The 8,413-nt window shown below is 62.5% G+C and carries 8 protein-coding genes; 2 read left to right on the top strand and 6 right to left on the bottom strand.

The annotated features are described in order from the left end of the window. On the top strand, nt 1-531 hold a 531-nt coding region (locus tag HT737_RS15970), incomplete at its 5' end, for a cation:dicarboxylate symporter family transporter (RefSeq protein WP_182403233.1). Between the two features lie 186 nt (nt 532-717). Further along, the gene (locus HT737_RS15965; RefSeq protein ID WP_041073662.1) at nt 718-1,947 is read left to right on the top strand and encodes a nucleoside recognition domain-containing protein; all 1,230 of its coding nucleotides are present in this window, start codon (nt 718-720) and stop codon (nt 1,945-1,947) included. Between the two features lie 139 nt (nt 1,948-2,086). Here the strand turns inward: HT737_RS15965 and HT737_RS15960 are convergent, their stop codons facing one another. From HT737_RS15960 to HT737_RS15935, 6 genes are all read right to left on the bottom strand, one after another. Then, the gene (locus HT737_RS15960) at nt 2,087-2,710 is read right to left on the bottom strand and encodes an ABC-type transport auxiliary lipoprotein family protein (protein WP_182403231.1); all 624 of its coding nucleotides are present in this window, start codon (nt 2,708-2,710) and stop codon (nt 2,087-2,089) included. Beyond that, on the bottom strand, nt 2,707-3,645 hold the full coding sequence (locus HT737_RS15955; protein WP_145593892.1) for an MlaD family protein: 939 nt from the start codon (nt 3,643-3,645) through the stop codon (nt 2,707-2,709). Before HT737_RS15955 ends, HT737_RS15960 begins: the two co-directional genes overlap by 4 nt. Nucleotide 3,646: 1 nt before the next feature. Beyond that, nucleotides 3,647-4,450, bottom strand: a complete 804-nt coding sequence (locus HT737_RS15950) for an ABC transporter ATP-binding protein (RefSeq protein WP_182403229.1) — start codon at nt 4,448-4,450, stop codon at nt 3,647-3,649. Next, nucleotides 4,447-5,595, bottom strand: a complete 1,149-nt coding sequence (locus HT737_RS15945) for an ABC transporter permease (protein ID WP_047297443.1) — start codon at nt 5,593-5,595, stop codon at nt 4,447-4,449. The genes HT737_RS15950 and HT737_RS15945 overlap by 4 nt, the downstream gene beginning before the upstream one ends. 54 nt (nt 5,596-5,649) lie before the next feature. After that, the gene (locus HT737_RS15940; protein WP_182403227.1) at nt 5,650-6,678 is read right to left on the bottom strand and encodes a DUF5924 family protein; all 1,029 of its coding nucleotides are present in this window, start codon (nt 6,676-6,678) and stop codon (nt 5,650-5,652) included. Nucleotides 6,679-6,915: 237 nt separating this feature from the next. Further along, a complete protein-coding gene (locus HT737_RS15935) occupies nt 6,916-8,310 on the bottom strand; it encodes a pitrilysin family protein (RefSeq protein ID WP_182403225.1) in 1,395 nt (464 codons plus the stop codon). Between the last annotated feature and the right edge of the window lie 103 nt (nt 8,311-8,413).

Here is an 8,413-nt window from a genome sequence, read left to right as displayed (position 1 = left end):
GATGAGCTGGTCCTGGCTTACTCCACCGCCTCCTCGGAAACCGTGCTGCCACGCGTCATCGAGAAGATGGAAGCCTATGGCGCACCAAAAGCCATCTGCTCCTTCGTGGTGCCGACCGGTTACTCGTTCAACCTCGACGGTTCGACCCTGTACCAGTCGATCGCAGCGATCTTCATTGCCCAGCTGTACGGCATCGACCTGTCGATCAGCCAGCAACTGCTGCTGGTGCTGACTCTGATGGTCACCTCCAAAGGCATCGCCGGCGTACCGGGCGTGTCCTTCGTGGTGCTGCTGGCGACCCTGGGCAGCGTTGGTATCCCGCTGGAAGGCCTGGCCTTCATCGCCGGTGTCGACCGCATCATGGACATGGCCCGTACCGCACTGAACGTGATCGGCAACGCCCTGGCGGTACTGGTTATCGCACGTTGGGAAGGCATGTACGACGACGCCAAGGGCCAGCGCTACTGGAACTCCCTGCCGCACTGGCGCAGCAAGGAAAAACTGCCGGCTGGCGAAATCTCCAAGAACTGATCGCTGAACCTCTGTAGGAGCTGCCGCAGGCTGCGATATTTTGATCTTGCTTTTAAAGATCGCAGCCTTCGGCAGCTCCTACAGGTGATTGAGGCAAGCCTTACCGACAAACCCCGGCGCAATCCGGGGTTTGTCGTTTCTGGCGACCCCGCTATCATTCGCCGCATCTTCCGGGGGATTTGACTGATGCTTAATGGCCTGTGGCTTGGCTTCTTCGTCGTGGCAGCAATATCTGCGCTGGTGCAGTGGCTGGTCGGCGGCAACGCCGGGATTTTCGCGGCGATGGTGGAAAGCATTTTCGCCATGGCCAAGCTCTCGGTCGAGGTCATGGTGCTGCTGTTCGGCACGCTGACCCTGTGGCTGGGCTTTCTGCGCATCGCCGAAAAAGCCGGGATCGTCGAGTGGCTGGCGAAAGTGCTGGGCCCGCTGTTCCTGCGGCTGATGCCGGAAGTCCCGGCGGGGCACCCGGCGCTCGGTCTGATTACCCTGAACTTCGCCGCCAACGGCCTGGGCCTGGACAACGCCGCCACACCGATCGGCCTCAAGGCCATGAAAGCGCTGCAGGAGCTCAACCCCAGCGCGACCATCGCCAGCAACGCGCAGATCCTGTTCCTGGTACTCAACGCCTCGTCCCTGACCCTGTTGCCGGTGACCATCTTCATGTACCGCGCCCAGCAAGGTGCACCGGATCCGACCCTGGTATTCCTGCCGATTCTGCTGGCGACCAGTTGCTCGACTATTGTCGGCTTCCTTTCGGTGGCGTTCATGCAACGCCTGCGCATCTGGGACCCGGTGGTGCTGGCTTATCTGATTCCCGGCGCACTGATCCTCGGCGGCTTCATGGCGTTGCTGGCGACGATGTCGGCCACGGCGCTGGCCGGGCTGTCGTCGATCCTTGGCAACCTGACGCTGTTCGGCCTGATCATGCTGTTCCTGGTGATCGGCGCATTACGCAAGGTCAAGGTCTACGAGGCGTTTGTCGAGGGCGCGAAGGAGGGCTTCGACGTCGCCAGGAACCTGCTGCCGTATCTGGTGGCGATGCTCTGTGCGATTGGCGTACTGCGCGCATCCGGAGCGCTGGACTTTGGCCTGGACGGCATCCGCCATCTGGTGCAGTGGGCCGGTTGGGACACGCGTTTTGTCGACGCGCTGCCGACGGCGATGGTCAAACCGTTCTCCGGCAGCGCCGCCCGGGCGATGCTGATCGAGACCATGAAGACCTCCGGCGTCGACAGCTTCCCGGCGCTGGTGGCGGCGACGGTGCAGGGCAGTACCGAAACCACGTTCTATGTGCTGGCGGTGTATTTCGGTGCGGTGGGGATCCAGCGCGCAAGGCACGCCGTTGGATGCGCGCTGCTGGCCGAACTGGCCGGCGTGCTCGGCGCGATTGGCGTGTGCTACTGGTTCTTCGGCTAACCACAAGAGCTTCGGGCAACCAATTTCTCTGTGGCGAGGGAGCTTGCTCCCGCCGGGGCACGAAGCGGCCCTGAAAGATGGGGCTGCTACGCAGCCCAGCGGGAGCAAGCTCCCTCGCCACAAAAGCAATGTTGATCGATCAGGGTCTCTGAAGGGCGACTTTCTGGCCTTGATCTACCGCCCACGCAACAACCTTGGCCGTCAGCCGATCACTGGCCTGTCCAAACCCGGCAACGACCGCTGGCACCTGCACATCGCTCAGCGGTTGGCGCTCTTCAAAGCGCCGACTGGCGAGAATCTTCTGGTCATAGCCGCGCACCAACAACGCATCGACGCGCACCACGACGCTGGCCTGATTGCCCTGATACTCGGTCTGAAACGCCTGCAAGTTGCCGCCCAGTTCCAGATCCGCAGCGAAGTTGCTGTCATCGGTGCTGAGCAATGTCACCCGACCATCGCGGGCAAAACCATCGAGCAGCCGATTACGCACCAGCACCGGCGCCGGATCGCTCCAGCGCGAGGCTTTGTAGCTGCTGATCACGTCACCCTGTGGAATCACCGCGATGTTCGGCCGGTTCAGCGCTTCGCTGGCCTGCAATTTGTTCAGGCGCAGCGACCAGTGCTGGGTCGCCGCCGAACTGGCCGGGGCGGGCGCTTGCTCAGCGGGCAGGCGATAGACGTCCGACGGCTCGGCCTTGGGCAGGATCGAGCACGCCGAGAGCAGGGTAAAACTGGCGAGAAAGGCGAAGTGAGTCAGCTTCATGGGGTGAATTCCTTGTTCTTGTCACTGCCCAGCAGGTAGCCGCTGGGGTTGGCCTCAAGGCGTTGGGAAATGCCGCGCAGCGAGGTCAGGGTTTCGCGCAGTTCGCGGATCGCCGGCGCCAGCCCATTGAGGCCCTGCAGGCCGTTGTCGAGGGAGTTCTGGTTTTTGCTCAGCAGGCCGTTGATGGTGGCGCTGCTCTGTTCCAGCGACTTCATCGCCTGCTCGGCACTGCCCAGCGCCTGCTTGCCCTGATCGTTAAGCAGGCCGTTGGCGTTGCGCATCAGTGCCGAGGTTTGCTCGAGCATGCTGCCGGCTTGTTTGCCGACGCTCGCCAGTTGCTGCATGGCCTGACGCAAGTCGCCGCGCTGATCGTTGATCGAACCGGTGGTCTGTTCCAGATGCGCCAGAGTGTTGCTGACGCGCTCGACGTTCTCCGGGGAAAACATCTGGTTGGCATTGTTCAACAGGGCGGTGACGCCGGTCATCAGGTCGTTGCTGTCATTAAGCAGCCGGGAAATGGGCGAGGGCGCCGCGACGATGGTCGGCAATTCGCCGTCGTGTCCGCGCAGTTTCGGACTCTCCGGAGTGCCGCCGCTGAGCTGGATGATCGAAGTGCCGGTGATCCCGGCCAGCGCCAGTTTGGCCTGGGTGTCTTCCTTGACCGGGGTGTCACCACCCAGACGAATCCGCGCCAGCACCCGGCGCGGGTCTTTCGGGTCGAGGCGCAAGCTGACCACGTCACCGACCTTGATCCCGCTGTACTGCACCGGGCTGCCCTTGGACAGACCGCTGACCGCCTCATTGAAGACGATTTCATAATCCTTGAACTCGCTGTCGACGCTGGACTTGGCCAGCCACAGACCGAAGAGCAGGGCGCCCGCCACGACAATTACGGCGAACAGGCCGATCAACACATGATGGGCTCGGGTTTCCATGTCAGACCTCGTTGAGCAATTTGGCGGCGTCCAGCGCCGAGCGGCCACGCGGGCCGTGGAAGTATTCGTGAATCCACCCGTCATCGGTTTCCGAGACCACGTCGATCGGACCGGCGACCAGTACCTTCTTCTGCGCCAGCACCGCCACACGGTCGGTGATGGTGTAGAGCGTGTCGAGGTCGTGGGTCACCAGAAACACGCTCAGGCCCAGCGCATCGCGCAGGGTCAGGATCAGTTGATCGAACTGCGCCGCGCCAATCGGATCGAGGCCGGCGGTGGGCTCGTCGAGAAACAGGATGTCCGGATCCAGCGCCAGGGCCCGGGCCAGCGCCGCGCGCTTGATCATCCCGCCGGACAGCGACGCCGGGTATTTGTCCGCCGCCGACAGCGGCAGCCCGGCCAGCGCCAGCTTCACCGCCGCCAGGTGCTCGGCGTCGTTGCGGCTCAGACCGGCGTGTTCGATCAGCGGCAGGGCGACGTTCTCGGTCACCGTCAGCGAGGAAAACAGCGCGCCTTTCTGGAACAGCACGCCGAAACGCCGCTCGACCAGTGAGCGCTCATGCTCGGACAGGCTCGGCAGGTTCTGCCCGAACACCTTTACGTTGCCTTCGCTGGGCCGGCGCAGGCCGACAATGCTGCGCAGCAGCACCGATTTGCCGCTGCCGGAACCGCCGACCACGGCGAGGATTTCGCCCTTGTACAAATCCAGATCGAGATTCTCGTGCACACTCTGGCTGCCAAAGCGATTGCACAGGCCACGGACTTCGATCACCGCCTCCGAGGGCGCACGGGGTAAACGACTCACCAGCCCATCTCCATGAAGAACAGCGCAGCCACCGCGTCGAGTACGATCACCACGAAAATCGACTGCACCACGGCGGACGTGGTGTGCGCGCCGACCGATTCGGCGCTGCCACTGACCTTGAAGCCTTCCAGGCAACCAATGGTCGCAATCAGGAAGGCAAACACCGGCGCTTTGACCAGACCAACCAGAAAGTGCTGAATGCCGATGTCGCTCTGCAACAGCGAGAGGAACATCGCCGGCGAAATCCCCAGCGACACCGCGCACACCACGCCGCCACCAATGATCCCGCAGAGCATCGCCAGAAACGTCAGCATCGGCAGCGCCACCAGCATCGCCAATACCCGCGGCACTACCAGCAGCTCCATCGGATCGAGGCCGAGGGTGCGGATTGCGTCGATCTCTTCGTTAGCCTTCATCGAACCGATCTGCGCGGTAAACGCGCTGGCGGTGCGTCCGGCCATCAGGATTGCCGTGAGCAGCACACCGAACTCGCGCAAAAAGGAGAAACCCACCAGATCGACGGTAAAGATCGTCGCACCGAAACTGGCCAGCACCGTGGCACCGAGAAACGCCACCACCGCGCCCACCAGAAAGGTCAGCAGCGCCACAATCGGCGCGGCGTCGAGGCCGGTCTGTTCGATGTGGGCGACGACGGGGGTGATGCGCCAGCGCTTGGGCCGCAGCAGATTGCGGGCAATGGTTTCGAGGATCAGGCCAATGAAACCCAGCACTTGCAGGGTATCCTGCCAGACCGTTTCCACCGCGCGCCCGATGCGGGTCAGCAATTGCACGCTGACGCTGACTTCCGGCTCCTTGATCGGCACACAGAAGTCGGTCAGCGAGCGATACACCGTTTGCAGCAGCGCGCGGTCAGCCTGGGAAATCGTACAGTCGGGGTGTTCGGCGGAGCGGCCCAGACGCTCGGAACCGAGCAGCTCCACCAGCAACGAAGCGCCTGCAGTGTCGAGGGCACCGAGGCTGTTGAGGTCGACCACGGTGTTGGCGTCGTACTGGCCGGTCAGTTGTTCGGTCAGGTGCTTGAGCTCGGCGTAATGGGCAAGCGTCCAGTCCCCGGAAACCCGCAGGCGGGCAGGGCTGATTGACGTGTCCAGCTGGGCATTACCGCTCATTGAGCTGCTGATCATAAGCTCCGTGCTTGTTCGGCTATTAAGCGAACTAACGTAATAGCACGAACCGGATTACTTTTCTTTGATCGCTGTGCTGTCTGTCACTTTGAAACGCAGCACGCCGATCACCTGACCGTCTTCAGTCAGCACCCGCACCTGCCACTTGCCCGCCGGGTTACCGGGAAAGTTCTGCTTGTGCGTCCAGGCGCGGTAGCCTTCCTTGCGCCCGCCGTGGATGTCGAGGGCGATGCGATCGACCTCTTTGCCGTCGAACTGCCACACATGGTAGATGCGTTCATCCAGCCCGCGCGGCGCATTGATGGCGGTGTAGGCGTAGAGACCGCCGTTGCGGATCTGCTCGGCGCTGACCTCGTCGAGGCTGGCGCCAGGCGTGCGGTCCTGCAACTGCGTGCTGATCGCTACGTCGGTCATCCACAGCGTCGCCGGCGGCACCCACGAGCGCAGGGTCCAGCCGACCGCGCCGATGCCGACGGTGATGCACAGAATGGCCAACGCGTTGCGCACGGTGCGGATCGGGAAGATCGACGCCAGACTCGGGAACGACAGCACCACCGCCGTACCCAGTGCCCATTTGAAACTCTGCGCGGTGGTCAGGTGCATGATCACCGGCAGCGCGGTGAGCAGGGCGGCGAACAGGGTCAGGGTATGCAACGCAAGAAACGCCCAGCGCCGTGGCGCCAGCCATTTGTAGTAGAGCGGGTCGACAATCGAGATCAGCGCGGCGATGCACAGCAGGCCGGTGAAGATCAGTTGGCCGCTGTTCCACGTAGTCGTGATGAAGAAGAACGGCAGGACGAAAAACAGACTTTCCTGGTGGATCATCTGCGTCGCGTAGCGCAGCAGCGGCTGGGGGATTTCCCGCTTGAAGATGCGCGTGAACAGCCCGGTCAGGGTGTTTTCCAGCATCAGCCAGATCCAGCTGAGCAGCATGATGATGGTGATCCAGCTCGCCAGCCCTTGCTGGCGATCGACCAAAATGAAACTGCCGACCCCGGAGATGAAACCGCCGAGCGCAATGACCCCGGGATAGCGCTTCATCAATTCGAGGATGCGCTGGATCAGCTGGGGGATTTTCTGCATGGTGGCGGTTCACGACTGGATAGGGAGAAACCTCGACAGAGTACCGTCCGCCGGGCGAGGTGGCGAGGCTCCCGGTCAGTAAAGCCTCTTATTTCTGTGGCGAGGGAGCTTGCTCCCGATCGACTGCGCAGCAGTCGCAAAACCTCAGTGCGCGGTGTTCCTGAAACATCTGAGTCGTCGGTATTGGGTCTGCTTCGCAGCCCAGCGGGAGCAAGCTCCCTCGCCACAGGATTCTCTTCATCCTTCGTCTTTGTGTTTGTCCCGGCGGTGCAGGCGCCAGCCGACCAAGATCAATAGCAGAACCCCGAGACCACCGGCAATCAGCCACAAAACTTCATCATCACTGAGCAACGGCTTTTCGATTCGCAGATACCCCGGCTGCAACAGCAACTCGCGCATGGCCTTGTTCGCCGTTTCCAGGGTCACGCCTTGCAGCTCGCGGGCAGGGTTGGCAAAGCGCCCGTCCTCGTAATCGCCAAGCGCGCTCCAGTAGTAGTCTGCCATCGCGCTGTTGCCCTGTACCGCCCAGGCCTGGTGGGCGATGGCGGCCTGTTTGATCCGGGCGAAGGTGTCGGGGTCGAGGCCGTTTTTCAGCAGGTCGGCCTTGAGGTCTTCCAGCACCTGTCTGGCCTCGACGAGATCATCGCGATCGACATCGGCATTGAGGCTCATGAAACCGACCCCGCCGAACACTTCGCGCTCGGCCCACGGCCCGTAGGACAAGCCATGGTTCAGGCGAATCTGCCGGTACAGTGCCCAGTCGAGGTAGTCCTTGAGGATGTCGAAAGTCTCGTCGTACTGATCGTCAAGCATCGGCTCCGGCACCAGCCAGTGCAACTTGGCGCTGTCGCCGATGAAGCCGCGGGTAAGGGTGCGCTCATGGGCGGCGCTGGTGCGGATGTCCGGCAGCTCACGGTGCTCGGCCGGATCCACCGCTTCGAGCGCGCCCCAAGTGCGTTCCAGATAGGCCGGCAGCAGTTTGTCGAGTTCACCGACGACGATCAGCGTCATGTTGTTCGGCGCGTACCAGGTCTTGCGCACCTTCTCCAGTTGCTCCTGGGTCAGGTGCCCGACCTCGGCGCGTTGCGGGCATTTCAGGCCCAGCTCCACCGCCAGTTGATTGCTGGCGGTGTGGCCCAGGTCCTGGCGGTCGAGAAAGCGTTGCAGGCGCGTGTAATGGCCGCCGTCCTCGCGCTCGACTACGCGCTTGGCGGCGTTGATCGCATTGTCGTCAATGCGGGTCTGGGTCAGCAGACCGAGCAGCAAGTCGAGCACTTTGCGCTGATTCTTCGCCGGGGCTTCGATGACGAACGTGGTGTCGGCGTTGCTGGTGAACGCGTTCCACTCACCGCCCAACGCCTGCATGCGCTCCTCAAGGCCACCTTCGCCGGTGGCATCGACACCGCTGAACAACAGGTGCTCGAGCAGGTGCGGCAGCTCTTTTTCATCACAATCGAAATCGTCGAGGCCGACGCCGACCACCAGACGAATCGCCACATGCCCGCGTTCAGTGCCGGGTTTGAGCAACAGCTGTAATCCGTTGGGCAGCGCATAGCCTTCGACCTGAAAGCGATCAACGGCGAAGGCGGGCAGGGAACCGAGCAACAGACAGGCGAACAACAGGCAACGCATAACAGGCTTCCGTACGGCTGATTTGGAGATCCGTGTCGTCAGTCAGGGCTCCATCGCTGGCAAGCCAGCTCCCACAAGGATTTGCGGCGCTCACAAAACCCTG

This window comes from Pseudomonas sp. MD195_PC81_125 (assembly GCF_014060985.1).
In the GTDB taxonomy this organism is placed as follows: domain Bacteria; phylum Pseudomonadota; class Gammaproteobacteria; order Pseudomonadales; family Pseudomonadaceae; genus Aquipseudomonas; species Aquipseudomonas parakoreensis.
This window is presented reverse-complemented; position numbering and strand designations above follow the sequence as displayed.